We start from the raw sequence: 20,849 nt of genomic DNA on the forward strand, positions 1-20,849 counted from the left end.
GGGCGGGTTCTGGGCAGCAAGAACTTTTTCCCGCAGGTCGGGATCGAGGAAGACGTTGCCGAAGTCATGGCTGCGTTTCTTGGCCAGTATTTCATCAGCAGCCCCGAGCGGGATTTGCCAAGTGAACTGATCGTCAATGTCGTTCATGAAGACTTTCCCACATTGATCGAAGCGATCCAGGAGCTGCGCGGTCGCGAACTGTCCATCAGTCATCGGGTTCGCGGTACAAGGGCGCGCTGGCAGCAATTGGCCGTGACCAACGCCGAACAGGCGCTGGGCGCGAGGCTGGCCAATCGTCAGCACGTTGCGGCCCGTTTCGAGGCATTGGCCGAGGTGCTGAAACTGGACGAGCCACCACAGCGTCTGGAGTGCTACGACATCAGTCATTCCAGCGGCGAGGCAACCGTTGCGTCCTGTGTAGTGTTCGGGCCGGAAGGGGCAATCAAATCGGATTACCGCCGATACAACATCGAAGGCGTGACGGCGGGTGATGATTATGCCGCCATGCACCAGGCGTTGACCCGGCGCTTCAGCAAGCTGAAGGACGGTGAGGGCAAGTTGCCGGACATTCTGTTGGTGGACGGCGGCAAAGGGCAGTTGTCGATGGCGCGCGATGTGCTCAACGAACTGGCCGTGCCGGACCTGATCCTGCTGGGTGTAGCGAAAGGTGCGACGCGCAAGGCTGGGTTCGAGACTTTGTATCTGAATGATGCCGCGCACGAATTCACGTTGCGTGGCGACTCTCCGGCGTTGCACCTGATTCAGCAGATTCGTGACGAAGCTCACCGCTTTGCGATCACTGGACACCGTGCGCGCCGTGGCAAAACCCGTCGTACGTCGACGCTGGAAGGCGTGGCAGGCGTGGGGCCGACTCGGCGCAGGGACTTGTTGAAACATTTTGGTGGATTGCAGGAGCTGTCTCGTGCAAGCATCGAAGAGATCGCCAAAGCGCCGGGGATCAGCAAAAAGCTAGCAGAGTCGATTTATGCAAACCTGCATAGTGAGTAGAATGCCCATTCACCTCGTAGCCAGTTGTGCCGATGAATATCCCTAATCTGATTACCGTTCTCCGTGTCCTGCTCATCCCGATCTTCATTTTGCTGTTCTATCTGCCTTACCAGTGGAGTTATCTGGCCTCAAGTTCGGTCTTTGCCTTCGCAGCGGCAACGGACTGGCTGGATGGTTATCTGGCGCGACGCCTGGAGCAAAGCACTCCGTTTGGAGCGTTTCTGGATCCTGTCGCTGACAAACTGATGGTTGCTGTTGCACTGGTGTTGCTGGTGCAGGAACACGGCAACCTGTGGCTCACGTTGCCGGCGGCCGTCATCATCGGTCGCGAGATCGTCGTTTCGGCGTTACGTGAGTGGATGGCCGAACTTGGTGCGCGGGCTCATGTGGCTGTATCGAACCTGGGCAAATGGAAAACCGCTGCGCAAATGCTTGCACTGGTGATCCTTCTGGCCAACCCCAAGGTTTTCAGCTTCTGGGTTTTCATCGGTTACACGTTGCTGATGGTTTCTGCAGGCCTGACCTTGTGGTCGATGGTTCAATACCTTCGGGCTGCCTGGCCGCATCTGAAGACCGATGTTGAAAAGAAATAAAACTTTTTTGAATCAAGGGGTTGACGGCGCTTCTGATTTCTATAGAATGCGCCACACCAAGCGGGAATAGCTCAGTTGGTAGAGCACGACCTTGCCAAGGTCGGGGTCGCGAGTTCGAGTCTCGTTTCCCGCTCCAAGTTTTACAGCGTTTGTTGTTGCGCTACTGACAGCAAATGTTTTTGAGGCCGAGTAGCAAAATGGTTATGCAGTGGATTGCAAATCCACCTACGCCGGTTCGATTCCGACCTCGGCCTCCACTATAAATAAGCTCCGTAGATCCATGATTTACGGAGCTTTTTTTATTGCATCGTGCTGAAAGATTTAGTCTTTAAAACGGCCTTTGCCAACTTGCTTCACGGGGGAGTGATGTATATATTTCCCCCTCTGCTGTACGGGCAGCAATCTGTCAGGATTGTGAACCGGCATCAGGGCAATGCAGTACCGCGCTACCGCCCGAATGGCGAAACTGGTAGACGCATGGGACTTAAAATCCCCCGCTCGTAAGGGCGTGCCGGTTCGATTCCGGCTTCGGGCACCATCTTGAATCAAGGGTTTGCGGGCGAAAGCTGATGCAAACCCTTGTTTGTTTCTGGGTCGCAATTTTGACATTGGTCCGCAATTCACTTCGTGGGCATGATCTCTTTACTCCGGCGATTCCGAACGTACGACTCGGTTACTACTGCAGTAATATTCCTAAATTGATCCTTGGTCTGCATGATGCTGCCAGTTCGCCCCTGGCTTCGATATTTCGCTTGGCCTCCGTCTTCCCCTGCGGAACTCTAATTAGCCACGCCACGTGGAATGGGGAGTTGCTCGCAAGCCATTCAACGGCCACCTGAAGAAGCGTCTGGAGTTCGTGCCAATTGCAGTGGTGGAAGTGCATTGCTGCCAGTTGGTCTTGCTTTTGACGTCAGGGCTCACTTGTAACAAGGGGGGTATCTTCTATAGTGCGAGCGCAGAGCACACCGCGCTCGTGCATCACGAACACTCATGGCAGATTAGGTGATGGAGTGGCTCCTGGTCGTAAGGTTGCTTGCTACGCCTGGAAAGTTTTGCTCAGCGGAATCGAGTGTCTGATCTCGAAAAGGAAAAATGTTTACAGGTGTACTACTGTCTTCTACATGGATGCAGGGCCTGAATCAAATATCAGTTGGATTGGTTCATGACAGACTACGCTACAGACAGCTAACTAGCCTGCAATCAGGAAGATCACACGGTGTGCGATAAAAGGTGGAGGCATGAAAAGGACATCACGTTTTATCGCTTTGGTGGCGCTGGCGAATGCGTGCGCAGTTTCTCTGTTGAATTTGCTTGGGGCCCAGCAGTTTGCCTCCCCGCGTCGGCAATCTGGAGCGTCCTGTCGACTGATAGCGCGACCCGTTCGGCTTTTCTACGCCGCGCGAATGGAGCGATATGCAGATTATCGGCAGAGGCGACATCAGCCTTGGCCTATCCGCAGTCACTTTTGCGCGGCGCCCGACGATCCTGAGGGAGTTCGTATCCTAATTGATCACCTTGCATTCTCTGCCGTTGGGGATGAGTTCCAGCTGCCATTTAACAGATTGTGTGCCGACATGGCGCCATTGAATCCCGATAAAGGCACCGGAATAGTCTGGTCGATGTTTGTACTGACCCCGATGCCTACAGTGTCGAACTCACCACATCATCCGTCCAGCAACGCTCTGCCGTAGCTGCTGTCATCTCGTTCATGATGGAGGTTTTATGCCAATCCTTCACGATCAAATCGCGTACTGCAAGATCTATCCCCCTGTGGGCATCGCGCGCGTAGGCAACAGCATGGCCGCCGACGGCGTTTTCATTGCTCCGGAGAAACCTGGTGGCGAGCCCCATATTTTTGGTATGCCTTCAGGTACACCTTTCAGTTATAAGGACGCGTCTGGAGCCATACGCCGGCAAGCCGCGAAGTTTCATGTCTATGCCTTCGACAGTGCGGGACGGTCGCTGGGGGAGCTGTGCGGCGAAGGTGTGGAAATCACCTGGAGCGTCGAGCTCGCCAACAAGAAGGCGGCGTGGTTCAACTTCTCGGGAGCTCACGGTGCGCTTTCGGCCTTCGAGGCTGTCGGATGGCCAGAGAATAACTTGGGTCGCAAGCTAAGGCTGCGCAACTGCGAACTTGATGGCGACGACGACTCCGGGTCGGGATTAATGGCGCTCGTCGAGGGAGGACCTTGTGGGCGCAAGTGGGTGGCCAGTATGGCGCACGCCAAAGAGTTCGAAATTCATAGTCCGGAGCGTTCTGTTTGTGGCAGTAACCGGCGACATCAGCCCGACAAGCAGAACCTGAGTTTCATCGGCAAGTTCCGCCACAATCACGATGTTTATCTTGGAGAACTTGCTACAGATGAGCAGGGGTGCCTCGTTGTAATGGGCGGTCACGGTGTTTCCGCACCGGTTGATGCACACGGCAGGGCTCTTGACGATCCCTACGAGGCCTGGATTACTCACTATGCGAACAATGATTCCTGGCACGACGATACCGCGGACGGGCCTGTCAGGGCCAAAGTGGTGCTTTGCGCAGAAGATGGGGCGCGCCATTCGGTGGAGGTTCAGGGCGCAAGTTGGGTAGTTGTCACTCCGCCTGATTTCGCGCCAGACACTCGCGACTTGGTGACGTTGTTCGACGTGATGGAGGAAGTGGCACACGACCACCCCAGGCTGTGCAACAAGACCACCCCACGCTTGCGGGACCCGGACCGGCCTGATCTTCGAAAGGATGTATGGCCGATATTTGACCGCATGGGGGGATACCGGTGGGTAAGCAAGCTCGGGCTTAGGGGGCACGGTCAGGGCCGGCCTGGCGACATCCTTCGCGGTGAGTCATACGACTTCGAGCAATTCGAGAAGGCAACGTCCGGTAAAGGGCTCTCGATGATTGGTGAAGCGGTGATGAAGGTGTTGCGCAAGCCTTCTTATCGTCGCCCAGGCATCCACATACCCAGCGACGAAGAGATGGAGGCTGCTGCCCGTATGGCCACCAGCCTCTATATGCCGCCCCTGTCCGGCGACGAAGGAACGCGCAGCGATGGTGAGTCGGGAACGTGGCTTTCCCTGACCTATTTGCAGACGAGGCGTCTGCAGGCATGGGCCGCCGGGCACGCTACCACCACAGCTGAAGGTACGGCAGCTGTCTACATCTGCAAGGACGAATCGCAAGACGAGGAGGGCAACTGTCTTCCCGATGATTCAGAACCGGAGCTACTGACTAGGGCTGTGCTCGAAGGCTGCTGCGGGGGCGCCTTCTTTCCCGGTATCGAGATCACCTCGATTGTTCGCGAAAGCCGGCTCTACTGTGAGGCTTTCCGATTCGATGACCGCGTGCTCGAAGCGGGAGACATCAGCAAATATATGGCGCTGCCATGGCAGGCGGATTTTTTTGAATGTCAGCAAAACTGGTGGCCAGCGCAACGACCAGACGACGTAATCCATGAGGATACTTTCAAAAAAGTATTCCAGGAGTTTACGCGTGCTGATACGGCCGACCTTGCGAGTGCGCTGGAGAGAATGCTTGGTGAGCGCCAACGGTGGGATCGTGGCGTCGGCACGTCGCAACCTCGGCCACCCGGTGCGTTCCTACTCTCACAAATGCTTCCGGAACCCAAGGAAGGCGAGAGCTGCTTTAGTTACTTGGACAAGGTCGCAACGATCTGGGCGAAAGCGATTCTCAGCGGTGCTACCCTCGAAGATGGGGTCAATCCGTGGCGGCAAATGTACTTGTTGCAGGAAGCCTGCGACCGATTTGCAGGTAGATGCTTTTTGCCTCGGCTACCGCAGCCGGAGGCGGTTCTGACGATCAAGGATATCCGCAAGGATCACCCTGTACTCGTGCGCGCCTATGCAATCGATTCGCTTGCGGACCTTCACGCCGTGTGGAGTGACGCAGCGCAGAGTACAAAGAATAAAGTCGCTGCGAGCCTGCAAGCGATTGTGCAGTCGTACTCCGAATATGCACAGGGCAGCCTGCAGGACTATTTCAAGACTTGTGCAGTGCGCAGTGAATGCGGTGACTCGACCACAAGCCCTGCGACCGCCGTGTCCTTCAGGCAGACACTGAATAGCTTTCCCTGGTCCACAGATGAAGTCGATAAGCGGCAACGAGGCGAGGTGCTTCGCGACAGTCTCGAATATTGGCAGTATGCCCTGGTGGAGTTCAGGGACGCGGTATTTGATGCCATGTATCTCACCCACACTGGAACCAACGGCGACAATGCAATGGTGACGGCGTGGAAGGACCTCGGCTTTGTTGAAAAGCGTCACCAGGTCTTGCGTGATGGCAGCTCGTTAGTGGTGCACGTAGAAACGGGGCGCGATAAATTTCATGGTGCGAGCTTGCGAGACTGCTTTTACTGGCTGATGAACATCCACAATCATCAGGATTTCGTCTCCAGCGCGCTGGACATGGCGAACAAGTTCCTCGACTACGCGCAATCTGTTATCGATCAGACGGGTATCTTGGACGAGAGCCACCCGGAGACATTCGTTGAGTACAGTAAGGAGACGTTCCAGGCGAAGCTGGACGAGGTATACGAGATAATGCGGTTTCGGGCACAGAACACTGATATCTACTGGCTGGCTCGCACGCAAAACCGCGATACGGAACTTCAGGTACTTCGGGACAGGGGGCCGTTCAATCAGAGCGACGGTGTGTGGTTGCGCAATATTTCCGCTGCGGGGGCAGGGGACAAGGTTCGCGCACTCCTGTTCGAAGTCTGGAGCGACGAGATCGGTAATGGCAACCCCGCCTTGCACCATGGCAATCTCTACACGAGCCTAATGCGAAGCGTCGGTATCGAAACCTACCCCTTAGCTGCTCGCGAATATGCGAATGACCCGCAGTTCCACGAATCCATGTTCGCGGGGGCGGTGTTCCAACTGGCCATCTCCCAGCATGCCGATCGCTTCCTGCCCGAGCTACTGGGTATGACGCTGTTTCTGGAGTGGGAGGTGCTTAGCTTAGTACCGAGTATCAAGCGGCGTGACTATCTGGGCATCGACAGTCACTTCTGGCAGATGCACGTGGGTATCGACAATGCCTCCAACGGTCACGGTGCCAAGGCCCGGGACGCAGTCATGCTTTACCTCGACGATGTTAGCCACGACGGCGGCGATGCGGCCGTTCAGGCACAATGGAAACGCATCTGGCGCGGATACGTGGCATTTGCTGTAGCCGGAAATGACATGTTCGGCGATGACCTTGGCGTCTCTCGTCGCCGAACGGGGAGCGCGGCTGCGCGACTTGACGAGATGATCATGCGCAAAGCGACCTATGGTTCACAGAACCACATGCAGCATCGTATCGGCCAATACCGGATCAATGACCTTTTCGACGATCCGGAGCTGTTTCGCAGCGTGCTCGCTCAGTCGAAATGGCTCGTGGCGGGGCAGCCGGACGCCAGCCAGTTTCTGCAGCACCTCACCACATTTAATGGGCCGATGTACCAGGTTTTCAATGTCGAAGATCTCGCAATCTGGCGCGACTGGATTGAATGGTTGGGGCGGGAAGGGGATACACGGACCGCCAAACGCTACTTCGAAAAAGGCGAAGCGATGGAGGCCCTGCTATACGAGATGAAGTCGATCGCTGAAGGCGTTCATGCACATACGCGCTACCTCGCGGATGGGAATGGTAGTCCGAGCATCGCAAAACTCTTCGAAGGCGACGATATGCGGGAGCTGATGCGCAAGCTCGTCGGTACGTGGGTCATCCCGGGTGACCCGTCGGCTAGCCCACTCGTTGCGGACATGCTTCGAGGCGACAAGCCGATGGGTAAGGCGCTCGACCGCCGCTTCCCCCGCATTAACAATCGCATCGGCCGACAGATCGTGATTGAGTGGGTGATTGCGGGCTGTCCCATCCCTGACGAAGGGGCTCTGGGCAAAGTGGCTGCGCCGCTCAAGACTCTGGGGCCGAGGTTGTACATACACACCCACGGCATGGGTGCCGTGCACTGATGGTCCTATGCTACTGATTGTCGGGGCGGGTTTTGCGGGACTCTCGGCCGCACTGCGGGCACGCCATTTGGGCGTTGCAGTGACTGTTGTAGCCGGCCGGGAACGAGCCTTTGATGCGCCAGAGTGCCTGAGTCTGGAGGGCGTGCGGGCACTGCACGACTGCGGCCTCGACGCCCGTCAGCTCCAGCTACCGCCAGTTCGCGAGTACATCTCACGCTGGGGTGAGTCTCCCATGCTGAGTCGTGCGCCCCCTCCCGGTATTCCGAAAAACATAATGCTGGGCAGGGTGCAGCTGTTGCGGGCGTTGCGGGCTTGCGCGACGGAAGAGGGGGTTACCTTCGTCGAGGCCGACGAACTGTATCGCGTACTCCCGACGAGACAGGGGCTGCAACTTCAGTTCACCGGACCAGTGCAAGAGCTCGTGCTTGACGCCAGTTTCGCGATCGATGCATCGGGTCGAGCAGCAGTGCTTGCGCGCAAATTAGGTGTCGGCCGTCGGACGTTCGACCACCTTGTCGCCTACGGCGTGAGGGGGCCGGTTCATGGCTTGCCCGAGGGAGTTGTCCATACGTTTTCAGTCGCGGATGGTTGGGTATTCGCTGTCTCGGATTCACCCGGCCAGGCACATGTGTGTTTCTACACCAACGGCCGCCTTGCAGGTCGGGTGACCGAGGCTAAAATCATGGAGCGAGTTCCTTACCAGATCCGCTCGCTGATGTCAGATGAGGACATGTGGCTTGCCTCGGGCGTAAGCGCGGCCAATGCGTCCACATCCCTGCTGGACGTCCCCGGTGGGACATACTGGTTAGCTTGCGGTGATGCGTTGCAGACGGTGGACCCGCTTTCCTCAAGTGGCATCACGACAGCGCTTCAGCAGGGCGCGGCGGCGGTATCCGCGGCTGTCGCTTCTTTAAGTGGGAACTTGGAGCCGATGAGGGCTTACTGGCTAGAGTCCAGAGCGCACTTCGACAGTTATGTCCGCAATCGCAACAGTTTCTATGGTTTTGGAGAGTCGGCATCATGAGTACCATCCTCGATCTCTGCTTGACTGCGAATCTATTGCACTTATCCGCATCTGGTTCGCCGTTCGTTGTAAGCATCAAGGACGGTACTTTTGGCCCGATGGAATATCTTTAAAGATACATCAGCGTCAATTTTCCCGATAGTCCAGGGTAATACAGGCGAACTCTAACAATGTATTTTCGCCCTTTGAAGAGTTTGTAGGTGATTGTTGAGTTTCGATCCTCGCCGCTATCATCGTCTCCCGCTAAGTATCGTGGGTCTCCTTTAATTTCTTCGAACAAAACAAGCAGCGAATCGGAGGCGCCCTTCGTTTCGATACGGTAACTTCTGGATTCTGTAGGTTCGATGGTGTAGTCAATCTGTTTTCCGGCGGCGAGCGCAACGGTTACTGGCTCTGCATGGGCAAGTTGTTTCAGTTTTCCCGTCAATGGTGGGTACCACTTGCGAGTCCACTCCTTATCTCCATTCGAAAGCACGCCCGGAGGAGTAAGCCCGCTGATGTCGTATTGTTGCGGTTCGTCGATTAGACCTGAATCGAACTCGTACTCCATGATTGAGTCAGGGTCCCACGTTGAACCATTGACTTGCTGCGGCGTCAATTTTTCCAATATGTTGTGATACGTAGTTGCACGGTCCCAATTGTTTGGAGGGCCTCCTAATGAGTCATAAACCGCCTGCTCATGCCATTTGATTCCCGCAAAAGGGTTTTGATGTTCATGTTCCATGCCGAGCACATGCCCGAGCTCATGAAGTGCGGTTCCACGTCCGTAGGGTGTTGTGAGGTCCCATCCATACACAGTTGTTGGCTCGGTGAGCGGCACATTCAGGAGGTCGCGACCGACTGCAGAGGCAGAAACCCCGTCGGCGGTCGAATAGCCAATTCGGACTTCGGCTTCACTCAGTTGACCAACCTCCATGAACTCAAGACCTATGCCGACCGCTTTCCAAGTCTTGAATGCATCACGTATCGCATCCGCCTGAGCTTTCGGAACCGCATAGCGAGATCCTTTGTTAAAAAAACAATAGTGAAGAACCGTTCCGTTAGCCCATTTGGTGAATGTCGCCAGAATGGCAGCTTTCCTGCGCGGGTCTACAGTCACGGAGGGGGAAAGTTGTCGCGCAGTTCGGGGTAGATTTTGGCAGAGCGGTTTAGACGTGTTCTGTGTTTTTTTCGGGGTGGACGACTTGGATCTTGGTGCACGGGCCATAGGACTTTCCTTATCAAGATGATTGGGACAGGTCTGTACCGCTTTTCTGACTCCCCGACTCTCGAGGCACAGCGTCAGATTATTTAAAGGCCAGGAAAAGCCCCCAAAAAATGTGCAACTGTTGACAGGCAGGCTTGAGAAATCTCGCTTGCAAAAATAACACTTGCATTGAATCTATAGACTGGGCGGCAGAGCGGTGCTGGACATAGTTGCTATAGGAGTTATTACTGATTTTGCTAAAGGCCTTATCCAGTTGTTCGGATTAGCTGGTCTGGAATGGCTTGATTTGGCTGGATTGGCAGAGCGCGGACGTCTACCCAGGGGAGGCAATGTTGCACAATGCAGATCGGGGATGATTTATTAAGATGTCTTCGTCTTTATCGATGCGGCGGTTGATTTTGAAAGGTAGGCTGCACTTCAGTGGGCGTTTGCCGAAGAATTTATCTTATAAATGTCTGTTGAGGCGCTGGCGTGGTCTAGAATCATTGAGTTGGATCAATTACTGGAGTGTGAAATGGATGAAGAAGTTAGTCTAAATGAGAAAGTAGTGTCGTTGGCGCGCCTTAAGATTGAGGTGGACTTGCTTAAGCGTGATGGGCGGGACCATGTCAGGTACACCCTTCTGGAGAGTAAATACAATGAAAACTATAAAGAGCTTTCTTTGGTGGTGGATTGCCTGAAAGAAAAGCTTAAGTTGGAAGTTGTCCGCATTCAAGGCGGGGTGGCCGAGGAGGAAGTGGCTGAAGGGTGTCGAAGGGATTCAGAAAAAGTATTATTGCAGGAGAACAGGTTGGCTAATGTTGAGGGTAGGCTTGATAGCATAGATGAAAGTCTTAAAAAACTGCTGGATTTGGATTCTACTGCTAAGGCTTCCGGAAAATATAAATTAAATTGGGCAGGCTGGTGGAGTTTGACTCCTGAGGATAGGTTTTTGGCATTTTTGTATTTATTGCCTGCTATTATTGTTCTTCTGCTTTTGTGTTCTGCTATTTATAGAGTGTTGCTTGCAGACTCTGTTGATATTAGTGTTGAACTAAATATTGCCGAGCTGATAGGTGGGTCGTTAGTCGGTTTGGGAGCAACACTGGCGGGTGGTGCATATGCGATGAAAGTATATAAAGACACGAAAGCTGAGTAAGTCTGACCTTGACCTCTTCTTTTTCCAAGATTTCAAAGGCTGATTTTTTTTGGGGGCGCTTGGTCTGGGAAGTCGAGCAGTTGCGGACTTATGCCGAACTGCCGTACCAGGCCCGGATGAAATATCAGCTCCGCGCGCTCGGCGACCATATGACTCATATCTCACTGAGTCCGCGCAATCACTTCAGCCCGCTGACTTCTCTAGTTTCTCACTGCTGGGGTAGTTTGTTGTCACTTACTGAAAAGGGCCGACTGAACCGGCCCATTTTTTCGTGCTCAGACAAACGCCTGCCCGGCAAATCCTCTCGGCAAGCGCTGAAGGCCAGCCATCGCGGTCAGTCGCTCGATCCACTCCGAGCGCCAACTGGATGCATGGTGCGTTGCTTTTGCATGGCGAGAGAGCCGGCGCGCAGCATTACGTTGGTCTTTGCGTGCGTTTTTATAAGCATCTGTGTTGCGGCAGCTGCGGCATTTGACGCGATTGAGCTCGGGGCTGGCACTGAGGTTGTTACCCTTGTGACCACAGGCCAGATGCCCGTCGACTTTGAAGTGAATGACCATGAGACGCCTCCTTGGTGACGTGTAGAGGTTTGACCTCTCAGCACCAAGGACGTTCTTTTTTGCAGCATTGCGCCAATCAGCGGATCACCTGAAACGTGGCAGCGGCCGATCTACGGGTTTGAGCGACGACAGGGTGCTGCGAATCAGCGGAGCATCCTTTTCGATGTCGTTCAAACGATCGCGAATGCGCAGGGCGGTCGGGTGCCCGCCTTGATGATCGACCCAGTCGGCGATCTCTTTGCAGGCCGCGGCGAGGCGTGCCTCCCGGGCATCGAGCAAGGTGAGGAGAGTGGTGATGGACTCTCTTTCGGACATGGAACACCTCCGTTCAACAAACCGCTCTGTGGCAGCAAAAAGCCCGCGAAGCGCGAGCTCTCTGCCGTTGGGGCGCTGCTCCTTCAGCTGGTTTGAGTATAGACCCGTAAATGACAGCTATCAGCCCGAAGACTCGCTGACCGTCACCCGCGAGCTGGCGGCGTTAAGCCGCAGGCATTCTCGCCGGGCGTCCTCTTCCAGATCGTAGCCATCCCCGATGAAGCCGCCGGTACGCGTGTCATTGATGCGATACCAGCCAGTGGCTTCGGCAGGTTCATGGAGACTTTCTCCAGCGCGGCGACCGTGAATGATGATCTTGTTGCAACGCTTCACGACGAATATGTCTTCCATGGCGTCACCGCAGTTGATTCGTGTCAGATCAACTATAGAAGCCCTGACAAATCGTGCAAAAAATAGGCAGGTCAGTTCGTCGGTTGCAGACGCTCAGGTCAGGGTGGTCATCCGTTCCAGGAACATGGCCAGTGCAACTTCCTCGGCGCGCAGCCCCTTGCGCACCCGAGGTCGTGGCAGCTCGGCCAGCGCGCCCAGCATGAAATGCTCCACCACGGCCGGGTGGATATAACATTTACGGCACACCGCCGGCGTGTTGCCCAGTTGCCGCGCCACACCCTTGACCATCTCCACCACATGCCGCCTGGCTTCGGTTTCCGACTCCCATTGCAACTCCCGCAACACTGCCAGGGCGAGGGCGCTGCCGGCCCAGGTCCGGTAGTCCTTGGCGGTGAAGTCCGCACCGGTCAGGGTTTGCAGGTAGGTGTTGACGTCTGAAGAGCTGACGGTGTGCCGCTCGCCATGTTCATCCAGATACTGGAACAGATTCTGCCCCGGGATTTCCAGGCAGCGCTTGATGATCCGCGCCAGGCGTCGGTCCTTTACCGTGATCTGATGTTCGACACCGCTTTTGCCGCGAAACTGGAACAGGATCGCGCTGCCGTTGACCTCGACATGTCGGCTGCGCAGGGTGGTCAGTCCGTACGACCGGTTGTCCCGCGCGTATTGGGTATTGCCGACGCGGATCAGCGTGGCATCGAGCAAAGTGATCACCGTGGCCATGACTTTGTCGCGACTGAACCCTGGCGCCGCCAACAGTGTTTCCAGTTGTTTGCGCAACTTCGGCAGCGCGATGCCGAACTCGCGCAGTCGCGAGTATTTGTCGGCATCACGGACCTCGCGCCAGCGCGGGTGATAACGGTACTGTTTGCGCCCGCGAGCATCGCGACCGGTGGCTTGCAGGTGGCCGCGAGGGTCTGCGCAGATCCAGACATCGGTGTAGGCCGGTGGCACGGCCAGCGCATTGATGCGTTTGATTTCGTCAGAGTCACTGATGCGCTGACCAGCTGTGTCGAAGTAGCAGAACTTGCCGCGCAGCTTTTTGCGGGTGAGCCCGGGCTGGGTGTCATCGACGTAATGCAGGTCCGAAGGTAACACATCGGTCAGCGCGGTATCGGGCATGGCGGGAATCCGTGGCGGCAATCAGGCTGTTACAGCGATTGACCGCATGCCATGACAGTCGTGCCGACCGATTCAAGCCAGAACCGCGACAGCCTTGATCTGTGCCCACAATTGTTGACCCGCATGCACGCCCAACTGATCCCGCGAATACCGGGTGATTCTTGCCAGCAGAGGCGTGCCGCCCGCATCAAGGCGGATCAGCACATGAGCGGCATTGTCGGCAGGCATTTCGCTGGCCACCGTGACCGGCAGGCGATTGAGGATGCTGCTGTGCTCAGTGTTTTGCAGGGTCAGGCTGATATCGCGAGCCTGCACTTTGCAGCGCAGCGTCTGACCGACTTCCATGGGGGAGTGGGTCACGCGAATGCTCAGTAACGTGTCGGGCAATTGCAGGCAGAGCAATTGGTAGTTGTGATCGTAGGAGATAACCTGCCCCTCGATCACCACTCCGGCGTCATCGCCCATTGCCAGTGGCAGATCCAGGCGAGCGAGGGTTTCGCCGATCGGACCGCTGGCCAGCGCTTTGCCGTTGTCGAGCAGCACCAGGTGGTCGGCCAGGCGCGCGACTTCGTCCTGGGCATGACTGACATACAGAACCGGGATATCAAGTTCGTCGTGCAGCCGTTGCAGGTAAGGCAGGATTTCGCTTTTGCGCTGACTGTCGAGGGCCGCGAGCGGCTCGTCCATCAGCAACAGTTTCGGACTGGTCAAGAGCGCCCGAGCGATGCCGACACGCTGACGTTCACCACCGGATAAATGCTGCGGATGACGCTCCAGTAAATGGCCGATTCCCAACAGTTCGGTGGCCTGTGCCATGTCGACCCGGCGTTGATTCCTGGCAATCCGTTTGAGGCCGAATTGCAGGTTGGCCAGTACCGAGAGGTGCGGAAACAGGCTCGCTTCCTGAAAGACATAGCCGAGCGCACGTTTGTGCGGCGGGACGAAAATGCCTTTCTCGCTGTCCTGCCAAATTTCGTCGTTGATTTGCACAAAGGCGTACGAAGCCCGTTCCAGTCCGGCAATGCAACGCAGGCAGGTGGTCTTGCCTGAGCCCGATTGTCCGAACAATGCGGTCACGCCACGACCGGGCAGGTGCAGGTCAACATCCAGGCCGAAGCCGGAGTAAGCGAGTTTCAAGCGTGCTTCAATCATCGATCAACTCCAGCCTGCGCGCGACTTGCGGCTGGAATAGAGCGCCAGCAACACCAGAAACGAAAACACCAGCATCGCACCGGCGAGCCAATGTGCTTGTGAGTATTCCATGGCTTCGACGTGGTCGTAGATTTGTACCGAGACCACCCGGGTCTTGTCGGGAATATTGCCGCCGATCATCAGTACAACGCCGAATTCGCCGACGGTATGGGCGAAGCCCAGGATCGCCGCCGTAATGAAACCGGGACGTGCGAGCGGCAGGATGACGCTGAAAAAAGTGTCCCAGGGATTGGCGCGCAAGGTGGCCGCCACTTCCAGGGGGCGAGTGCCGATGGCGGAAAAAGCGTTTTGCAACGGCTGCACCACAAAGGGCATGGAATAGAGCACCGAGCCGATGACCAGTCCGGTGAAACTGAACGTCAGTGTGCCGAGCCCCAGCCACTGGGTGAAATGCCCAAGAAAGCCATTGGGCCCGAGCGCGAGCAACAGATAAAAACCGATGACGGTCGGCGGCAGTACCAGAGGCAGGGCGACAATTGCCCCGATAGGGCCGCGCAACCAGGATTGGCTGCGCGACAGCCACAGGGCAATCGGAGTGCCTATGACCAGCAGGATCGCGGTGGTCAGGGACGCCAGTTTCAGGGTCAGCCAGATCGCCGCGAAATCGGCACTCGTCAGCGACATTTACAGCTGATAACCGTAGGACTTGATCACCGCAGCGGCTTTTGGGCCTTTGAGGTATTCAACCAGCGCCTTGGCAGCGGCGTTGTCTTTGCCTTTGTTCAGGATGACGGCGTCCTGTTTGATCGGGTCGTGCATGCTCGCCGGAACGATCCACGCCGAGCCGCTGCTGACCTTGCCGTCCTTGTAGATCTGCGAGAGAGCAACGAAGCCCAGTTCAGCGTTGCCGGTGGACACGAACTGATAAGCCTGAGTGATGTTCTGGCCTTCGACGATTTTGGCTTTGGTTGCATCAGTCAATTTCAGCTTTTCCAGCACCTGGGTGGCAGCCAGGCCGTAAGGCGCAGCTTTCGGGTTGGCGATGGACAGGTGTTGGTATTCGTTTTTCTTCAGAACGTCGCCTTTGGCGTCGACGTAACCTTCTTTGGCCGACCATAGCGCCAGCGTGCCGATGGCGTAGGTGAAGCGCGAGCCCTTGACGGTGTCACCTTCTTTTTCCAGTTTCTCAGGGGTGGTGTCGTCAGCCGAGAGGAACACTTCGAACGGCGCGCCGTTCTTGATCTGGGTGTAGAACTGTCCGGTGGCGCCATAGGCCGCGACCAGTTTGTGCCCGGTGTCTTTTTCGAAATCGGCGGCGATCGCCTGGATCGGTGCAGTGAAGTTGGCCGCGACGGCGACTTGCACTTCGTCGGCCTGAGCGGCGCCGATGGCGAATACCGCGAGCAGGGCAGGGGCAAAACGTGAGGCACGAATGGTCATGAACAGCTCCGTTGTTGGCAAGTGCAGTGGGCAGTTATTGTTGGAGGGGTAGACTGCGCCGATGCGAGGGGGTGAATCGCTATATAGCTGAATATATAGCGAAATGCCTCTAAACGGAAAGTGCTGGTTTCAGGCGGGCAGGTGAGGGCATGAAATCCCTCAGTCTGCCGTGCTTTTACCGAGCCAGTTTCGCGAGCGCTCCTTCGGCGAGTTGGCGAGTCAATTCAGCACTGCTCAACTCCTTGCCCAACGTAAACGCCTGACCGGCCCAGAGATTGCTGAAGTCAGCCTCATCCTTGGCGCGCAATGGCATCAGGGCACCGCCGGCCAAGGGAAACGCCGGCGCTTTGTCCGACATTGGCCCCACTTCACGCATCACTCGATTCAGAATTCCCCGTGCCGGACGTCCGGTGAACAGGTTGGTGATAGCGGTCTCACTGTCTTTCGCCGTGCGCAGCGCCTTGTGATGAGAGGCACTGACTTTGGCCTCTGGTGTAAACAGATAAGCCGTTCCGACCTGAGCAGCAGATGCTCCGAGCATGAACGCCGCTGCAACGCCTCGCGCATCGGCGATCGCACCGGCAGCAATCACCGGCACTTTGACCGCGTCGACGATTTGCGGAACGAGGGCAAAGGTTCCGACCTGGCTGCTCAGGTCATCGCTGAGGAACATGCCCCGATGGCCTCCGGCTTCGTAGCCCATGGCGATGATTGCATCGCAACCGTTCTGTTCCAGCCAGATGGCTTCATCGACGTTGGTTGCCGAAGACAGGATTTTCGCACCGGTGGCCTTGACCCGGTTCAGCAGGGACTTTTCCGGCAGGCCGAAGTGGAAACTCACCACCTCAGGGCGAAACTCTTCCAGCACTTCGCAAGCCGCCACATCAAATGGTGCTCGGTTGGATACCGGCGTCGGCGCATCGAAGTCGGCACCCAGTTCGCGGTAGTAGGGCTCCAGCAGATTCTTCCAGTCCCGCGCCCGCTGTTCATCGGCGGCCGGTGGCTGGTGGCAGAAGAAGTTGACGTTGAAAGGTTTGTCAGTGCCCTGGCGGATGGCCTTCAGTTCTTCGCGCAATTGCTCGATGCTCAACATCGCTGCCGGCATTGATCCCAAACCGCCCGCGTTGCACACGGCAATGACCATCGACGAGTTGGTGGCACCGGCCATCGGGCCCTGGATGATCGGCAATTCGATGCCGAGCAGGTCAAGAATGCGCGTATCTGGCCATTGGTTCATGGAAAAGACTCCGAAGGACAAAGCAGGGCAGGGAAGCTGAAGCCGGTTTTTTTACCAGCAAAACCGGGTGCAGGGCCAGCCGAGATTTGTAGCCTCGCGGGATTCGGGTCAGCGTCGATGAAGTCCACCGCCCCCTCCGCCGAATGAATGGTTCATGAACTGCGAAGAGTTGTGGAAGTTGTTCAGACGCTGATTGCCAACGTTACGCGCCGCGGAGTCGCGATTGAGGTTCTGTAACTGAGCATTGTTGTTGGCCGGTGCGCGGGTTGCGCCCCCCTTGACCATCGACTGCCAGCCATCATCGGTTTTCTTGTAGACGTTGCCGTCATGCCCGGCGTAAAAATTGTCGCCAACCCGCGCGGCGCCGCTGTTGCGTCCGTGAATCCCGCCGTATTGCGTGGTATTGCCGGTGTTCGGGTTGTAAACGGCGCCACGATTGGCCGTTACCTGAGTGCCATTGCGAGCGTTGCCTGCCGTCACCCGGCCCCCGGCGATTGCACCTCCGTTCGGTCCGACCACTTCACCGCTGCGGCCGGCTGCATAGTTGCCGGTGTAGACATTGTGTACCGCCCCACGCTGGCCGGCGGTCGCAATCCCGGTCCGTGAGTTGTAGGAGGAACCGACCTGACCGGCCCAGCGGTTGCCGGTCCAGGCGTTGTAGCCTGCGCCATAGCGGCTGACGGTCGCCCGATCACCCCATTGCCGGTAGATGTTGCCGGTAGTACCGGCCCAGCCGCCCGGGCCCCAGGCCACGGCGCCGCCGTGATAGCCGTAGGCTGCGCCGCCCCAGGCCAGCGGCGCCGGATACAGGTGCGGCCCCCACGCGTAACCCCATCCGTAATTGCCCCACCATGGATAGGCGCCCCATCCCCAACCCATGGCGGCAGTGCTGCCGCCCCAGCTCCAGCCGAACCCGAAGCCGAAGGTCCAGCCAGTCCACGGCGTGTAGCGAATCGCGACGCCAAAGCCATAAGTCACCGGCGGTCCGTACCAGACGCTGCCAACCCATGGCGTGTACGGATAGCCGGTGCCGTAGACCACAACGCCGGTCGCCGGATCCAGCGTCGAGCCCTGATAGCCCGGGGTATAGCCGACGACGACCGTGTCACCACTGGACTCATAGACTTTGACGTAAGTGAGGTAGTGCATCGGCGAGTTCGGCGGAATCGAATAAATCACCGCTGGCACTGAGCTGGCGACGGTCCATGGCCCGGTCACTGCCGTGGCGACGAACCAGATGCCGTTCTCCACGGCGTACCAACTGTTGTTGTCGACCCGGATGATCGGCGTGGCGCTGTTGATCACATATTGAAGCGGGGTCCCGCTGATGGCTTTGAGTTGAGGCTCACCGTCAAATTGTGGCGCCGTCATTTTTACCGCGCTTTTCTTGATTGCCGAGGTCTGCGGAATGGTGGCGGCAATGGCTGCTTCCTTGGATTGAGACGTGCCCGCGACCGAGGCTTTGACGTTTTCTTTCGGACTGTCGTCGGGGATGTTGGCGAAGTCTGCTGGCAGTTTGTCCGCCGGGGTAAATGTCCACGGGCCGTTCATGTCACCGGCGCGGAACCAGCGGCCGGAGATCAGCACATAACTGTTCTGGTCGCCGATTTCCTTGAAGATGTGCCCGGTGGTGTTGCTGACATACAGCAATTGCGTTCCCTGGATCGGCTGCCACTGTGGCGCACCGTCGGTGACGATCAGTTCGGTCGGGGTCGTGGCCACGAAGATCTTTGGCTGCGGCGGCTTGGCCAGGCTCGGCACTTTGTCCTTCGGATCGCTTTGCCCGGTGAGCAGATCCACCTGCCGGCTCTCGATCGCCGCTTTCTTGGCTTTCTCCAGATCCGCTGGAGGCGATGAGAGCAGGGCGTAGGGCCCCGACAATTGATCGGCAACCATCCAGCCATCGAACACATGCAGATAATGTTTGCCCTGGGCGTCCTTGAGCAGCAGAGGACGGGTGTTGATCACCCGTTGCAATCCGGTGCCGTCGACCTGGCGATACGCAGCCTCACCGTCGATATAGACAAGCAAGGCCGGCACGTCCGAGCTGAGGATGGTCGGTGGCGTGTTTTCCAGGGGCGCGGTGTCGGCTTTCTGTTCGGCGGTCAGTACGCCAACGGCGGCCTCCAATTGATCGAGTGAAATGGTTTTCTTGCGCTTGGCCGCATCGTTTTGCAGTGTCGTGATCCACATCTCTGCCTGGCTGGCGTCTGCAGGGAAATCAGCCTTGATGATTTTGTATTGGTCGAGCATGACCCAGCGAGTGGCCTTGTCGACCAGCGTGTGAGCGCTGAACTGGACGATGCCATAAGTCGACTTGCCGTCGGCGCCGGCGGCCTCGACGGCGGCGCGGGCCTGCAAGGTGTAGCCATCCCAGCTGTCGAGCTGCGGCTGATACACGGTGAGTTTTGATTTGTCGCTGGTGATGACTTGCGGCCATGTCGGCTCAACGGCAGTGGCGTCTGCCGTCTTGGCCGCAGGCGCCGCCCAAGCGGTATTGAATGCCAACAGACAGAGCATCAGCCAGGCAAGAAAAGGGCGGGCGCGGGACATTGTCAGCTCCATCGACAAGGGCTTCTCGGGGATAAGTGGAAGCCGTCGAAAGAGCATAGCCGGCCGATCCGGAATCATCCGGCGGTTTCAGCGATTGGCGGAAGGTCGAGTGGGGCAAAATGTTGCGATGTGCTATTTGAATGCCACGAGACCCTGAATTCATTCCCTGAGAGGCAATCATGTTCAACGGCATTCTGATCGACAAAGACGACAGCGGTTATCGCGCCAGCCTGCAGAAAATCGACGAGCTGCAGTTGCCCGAAGGCGATGTGACGGTGCGCGTCGCGTACAGCACGCTCAACTTCAAGGACGGGCTGGCGATTACCGGCAGCAGCCCGGTAGTGCGCAAGTTTCCGATGGTTCCGGGGATCGACCTGGCCGGCACAGTCGAAGTCAGCTCGCATCCAGACTATAAGGTCGGCGATCAGGTGCTGCTCAATGGTTGGGGCGTGGGTGAAAATCACTGGGGCGGTCTGGCCCAGAAAGCGCGGCTTAACGGCGACTGGCTGATTCCACTGCCCAAGGCGTTTTCCGCCGCGCAAGCCATGGCCATTGGCACGGCGGGCTACACGGCGATGCTGTGCATCATGGCGCTGGAGCGTAATGGCGTGACGCCGGAGCAGGGCGAAGTATTGGTCACGGGTGCCAATGGTGGGGTCGGCAGCTTTGCAATCGCCTTGTTGCACAAGCTTGGCTATCGCGTGGTGGCGTCCACCGGGCGGGTGTCGGAGCATGAATATCTGCAGCAATTGGGCGCCAGCGAAGTCATCGATCGGGCGACCTTGTCCGAACCCGGCAAGCCACTGGCGAAGGAGCGTTGGGCAGCGGTCATCGATTCGGTCGGCAGCCACACATTGGCCAACGCCTGCGCCAGCACCCGCGCCGAAGGTACTGTCGCGGCATGCGGTCTGGCTCAGGGCATGGATTTCCCGGCGTCGGTGGCGCCTTTCATCTTGCGTGGTGTGACGCTGGCCGGAATCAACAGCGTGACCCAGCCAAAGGCGCGTCGGATAGAAGCCTGGGAGCGTCTGGCCAAGGATCTGGATTTCGCCCTGTTGCCTCTGATCAGTCACGAAATCGGCCTCAGTGAAGCCATTGAAGCGGCCCCAAAGTTGCTCGCCGGGCAGCTGCGCGGACGGGTTGTCGTGGACGTCAATCGCTGACACATTAAGCGCCATC

16 protein-coding genes and 3 tRNA genes are annotated in these 20,849 nt (G+C 57.3%); 9 read left to right on the plus strand and 10 right to left on the minus strand.

Annotation, left to right across the window (positions count from 1 at the left end; all coding sequences use genetic code 11):
- The 7 genes from AC3WRD_RS28410 to AC3WRD_RS28440 all read left to right on the plus strand — a co-directional run.
- Positions 1-1,008: excinuclease ABC subunit UvrC (locus AC3WRD_RS28410; RefSeq protein WP_102650878.1), on the plus strand; the 1,008-nt coding region annotated here is incomplete at its 5' end.
- Positions 1,009-1,040: 32 nt separating this feature from the next.
- Positions 1,041-1,601, plus strand: a complete 561-nt coding sequence (pgsA, locus tag AC3WRD_RS28415; RefSeq protein WP_085730785.1) for a CDP-diacylglycerol--glycerol-3-phosphate 3-phosphatidyltransferase — start codon at positions 1,041-1,043, stop codon at positions 1,599-1,601.
- A 60-nt stretch (positions 1,602-1,661) separates the two neighbouring features.
- Positions 1,662-1,737 (plus strand) — tRNA-Gly (locus AC3WRD_RS28420).
- 47 nt (positions 1,738-1,784) lie between these two features.
- Positions 1,785-1,858, plus strand: a tRNA-Cys gene (locus tag AC3WRD_RS28425).
- Between the two features lie 194 nt (positions 1,859-2,052).
- Positions 2,053-2,139, plus strand: a tRNA-Leu gene (locus AC3WRD_RS28430).
- A 1,184-nt stretch (positions 2,140-3,323) separates the two neighbouring features.
- Positions 3,324-7,571 carry a LodA/GoxA family CTQ-dependent oxidase gene (locus AC3WRD_RS28435; RefSeq protein WP_102622249.1) on the plus strand — a complete coding sequence of 1,416 codons (4,248 nt, stop codon included), beginning with the start codon at positions 3,324-3,326 and terminating at the stop codon, positions 7,569-7,571.
- A 7-nt stretch (positions 7,572-7,578) separates the two neighbouring features.
- Positions 7,579-8,595 carry an NAD(P)/FAD-dependent oxidoreductase gene (locus AC3WRD_RS28440; protein ID WP_102622248.1) on the plus strand — a complete coding sequence of 339 codons (1,017 nt, stop codon included), beginning with the start codon at positions 7,579-7,581 and terminating at the stop codon, positions 8,593-8,595.
- Between the two features lie 109 nt (positions 8,596-8,704).
- Here the strand turns inward: AC3WRD_RS28440 and AC3WRD_RS28445 are convergent, their stop codons facing one another.
- A complete protein-coding gene (locus tag AC3WRD_RS28445; protein WP_173861311.1) occupies positions 8,705-9,802 on the minus strand; it encodes a zinc metalloprotease in 1,098 nt (365 codons plus the stop codon).
- Between the two features lie 514 nt (positions 9,803-10,316).
- Here AC3WRD_RS28445 and AC3WRD_RS28450 point away from each other — a divergent pair.
- Positions 10,317-10,940 carry a hypothetical protein gene (locus AC3WRD_RS28450; protein WP_102622247.1) on the plus strand — a complete coding sequence of 208 codons (624 nt, stop codon included), beginning with the start codon at positions 10,317-10,319 and terminating at the stop codon, positions 10,938-10,940.
- Positions 10,941-11,215: 275 nt separating this feature from the next.
- Here the strand turns inward: AC3WRD_RS28450 and AC3WRD_RS28455 are convergent, their stop codons facing one another.
- The 9 genes from AC3WRD_RS28455 to AC3WRD_RS28495 form a co-directional block, all read right to left on the minus strand.
- A complete protein-coding gene (locus AC3WRD_RS28455; RefSeq protein WP_102622246.1) occupies positions 11,216-11,500 on the minus strand; it encodes a hypothetical protein in 285 nt (94 codons plus the stop codon).
- 84 nt (positions 11,501-11,584) lie between these two features.
- Positions 11,585-11,815 carry a hypothetical protein gene (locus AC3WRD_RS28460; RefSeq protein WP_085730787.1) on the minus strand — a complete coding sequence of 77 codons (231 nt, stop codon included), beginning with the start codon at positions 11,813-11,815 and terminating at the stop codon, positions 11,585-11,587.
- A gap of 120 nt (positions 11,816-11,935) precedes the next feature.
- Positions 11,936-12,166 carry a hypothetical protein gene (locus AC3WRD_RS28465; RefSeq protein WP_102622245.1) on the minus strand — a complete coding sequence of 77 codons (231 nt, stop codon included), beginning with the start codon at positions 12,164-12,166 and terminating at the stop codon, positions 11,936-11,938.
- A 93-nt stretch (positions 12,167-12,259) separates the two neighbouring features.
- The gene (locus AC3WRD_RS28470; protein WP_102622244.1) at positions 12,260-13,288 is read right to left on the minus strand and encodes a DNA topoisomerase IB; all 1,029 of its coding nucleotides are present in this window, start codon (positions 13,286-13,288) and stop codon (positions 12,260-12,262) included.
- A gap of 72 nt (positions 13,289-13,360) precedes the next feature.
- The gene (modC, locus tag AC3WRD_RS28475) at positions 13,361-14,440 is read right to left on the minus strand and encodes a molybdenum ABC transporter ATP-binding protein (protein ID WP_102622243.1); all 1,080 of its coding nucleotides are present in this window, start codon (positions 14,438-14,440) and stop codon (positions 13,361-13,363) included.
- A 3-nt stretch (positions 14,441-14,443) separates the two neighbouring features.
- Positions 14,444-15,124 carry a molybdate ABC transporter permease subunit gene (gene modB, locus AC3WRD_RS28480; protein ID WP_096821551.1) on the minus strand — a complete coding sequence of 227 codons (681 nt, stop codon included), beginning with the start codon at positions 15,122-15,124 and terminating at the stop codon, positions 14,444-14,446.
- Positions 15,125-15,880: a molybdate ABC transporter substrate-binding protein gene (gene modA / locus AC3WRD_RS28485; protein WP_096821549.1), complete on the minus strand. Its 756-nt coding sequence runs from the start codon at positions 15,878-15,880 to the stop codon at positions 15,125-15,127.
- A gap of 175 nt (positions 15,881-16,055) precedes the next feature.
- Positions 16,056-17,117 (minus strand): NAD(P)H-dependent flavin oxidoreductase, encoded by a 1,062-nt coding sequence (locus AC3WRD_RS28490; protein WP_102622242.1) that lies wholly within the window; start codon positions 17,115-17,117, stop codon positions 16,056-16,058.
- Positions 17,118-17,225: 108 nt separating this feature from the next.
- Positions 17,226-19,670 carry an autotransporter gene (locus AC3WRD_RS28495; RefSeq protein ID WP_102622241.1) on the minus strand — a complete coding sequence of 815 codons (2,445 nt, stop codon included), beginning with the start codon at positions 19,668-19,670 and terminating at the stop codon, positions 17,226-17,228.
- A 179-nt stretch (positions 19,671-19,849) separates the two neighbouring features.
- On the opposite strand from AC3WRD_RS28495, the gene acuI reads away from it, so the two are divergent.
- Positions 19,850-20,833: an acrylyl-CoA reductase (NADPH) gene (gene acuI, locus AC3WRD_RS28500; protein ID WP_102622240.1), complete on the plus strand. Its 984-nt coding sequence runs from the start codon at positions 19,850-19,852 to the stop codon at positions 20,831-20,833.
- The last annotated feature ends 16 nt before the right edge of the window (positions 20,834-20,849 follow it).

The organism is Pseudomonas sp. FW215-R2, assembly GCF_058789255.1.

Bases quoted from the DNA above. Each gene is read 5' to 3' on its own strand.
- pgsA (WP_085730785.1), top strand. From the start codon at position 1,041: ATGAATATCCCTAATCTGATTACCGTTCTCCGTGTCCTGCTCATCCCG.
- AC3WRD_RS28435 (WP_102622249.1), top strand. From the start codon at position 3,324: ATGCCAATCCTTCACGATCAAATCGCGTACTGCAAGATCTATCCCCCT.
- AC3WRD_RS28440 (WP_102622248.1), top strand. From the start codon at position 7,579: ATGCTACTGATTGTCGGGGCGGGTTTTGCGGGACTCTCGGCCGCACTG.
- AC3WRD_RS28445 (WP_173861311.1), bottom strand. From the start codon at position 9,802: ATGGCCCGTGCACCAAGATCCAAGTCGTCCACCCCGAAAAAAACACAG.
- AC3WRD_RS28450 (WP_102622247.1), top strand. From the start codon at position 10,317: ATGGATGAAGAAGTTAGTCTAAATGAGAAAGTAGTGTCGTTGGCGCGC.
- AC3WRD_RS28455 (WP_102622246.1), bottom strand. From the start codon at position 11,500: ATGGTCATTCACTTCAAAGTCGACGGGCATCTGGCCTGTGGTCACAAG.
- AC3WRD_RS28460 (WP_085730787.1), bottom strand. From the start codon at position 11,815: ATGTCCGAAAGAGAGTCCATCACCACTCTCCTCACCTTGCTCGATGCC.
- AC3WRD_RS28465 (WP_102622245.1), bottom strand. From the start codon at position 12,166: ATGGAAGACATATTCGTCGTGAAGCGTTGCAACAAGATCATCATTCAC.
- AC3WRD_RS28470 (WP_102622244.1), bottom strand. From the start codon at position 13,288: ATGCCCGATACCGCGCTGACCGATGTGTTACCTTCGGACCTGCATTAC.
- modC (WP_102622243.1), bottom strand. From the start codon at position 14,440: ATGATTGAAGCACGCTTGAAACTCGCTTACTCCGGCTTCGGCCTGGAT.
- modB (WP_096821551.1), bottom strand. From the start codon at position 15,124: ATGTCGCTGACGAGTGCCGATTTCGCGGCGATCTGGCTGACCCTGAAA.
- modA (WP_096821549.1), bottom strand. From the start codon at position 15,880: ATGACCATTCGTGCCTCACGTTTTGCCCCTGCCCTGCTCGCGGTATTC.
- AC3WRD_RS28490 (WP_102622242.1), bottom strand. From the start codon at position 17,117: ATGAACCAATGGCCAGATACGCGCATTCTTGACCTGCTCGGCATCGAA.
- AC3WRD_RS28495 (WP_102622241.1), bottom strand. From the start codon at position 19,670: ATGTCCCGCGCCCGCCCTTTTCTTGCCTGGCTGATGCTCTGTCTGTTG.
- acuI (WP_102622240.1), top strand. From the start codon at position 19,850: ATGTTCAACGGCATTCTGATCGACAAAGACGACAGCGGTTATCGCGCC.